The sequence below is a fragment of the Mesorhizobium sp. M7A.F.Ca.MR.148.00.0.0 genome, from assembly GCF_003997735.1.
Lineage (GTDB): Bacteria > Pseudomonadota > Alphaproteobacteria > Rhizobiales > Rhizobiaceae > Mesorhizobium.
Genome location: NZ_RZTB01000448.1, coordinates 1 through 358, shown reverse-complemented (window position 1 = coordinate 358; position 358 = coordinate 1). Strand labels below are relative to the sequence as shown.

Annotated in this window: 1 pseudogene; it reads right to left on the bottom strand. The window is 59.2% G+C overall.

The window, feature by feature from the left end:
• Window positions 1-189 (bottom strand): annotated as a pseudogene (locus tag EOB49_RS34895) (NADPH:quinone reductase); the annotation flags it as partial.
• Window positions 190-358: the final 169 nt, after the last annotated feature.

Here is a 358-nt window from a genome sequence, read left to right as displayed (position 1 = left end):
ACCAAGCCCGGAGGGCAGCGTCGGCGTCTCGATATAGGAACCCGCGCGCAGCAGCGCTTCGGCGCGATTGAGGCCGAGTGCCTTGACCCGGATTTGAACTTCGCCCGGACCCGGTCGGAGAAGCGCGACATCCTCGATGCGCAGAACCTCAGGGCCACCATGCTGGTGAAAGCGAACTACGCGTGTCATTCGGGATACTCCAAATAATCTGAACCGAATGAGCTATGCAGCCGGGCATGTCGGAGATAAATGGCTGTAGAGGGAGAACAGTAGAAACCAGGAGTTCCGAATATGGATCGGCTTGAGAGCATGGCCGTGTTCGTCAAGGCAGTTGATCTCGGCTCGTTCGCGGCCGCGG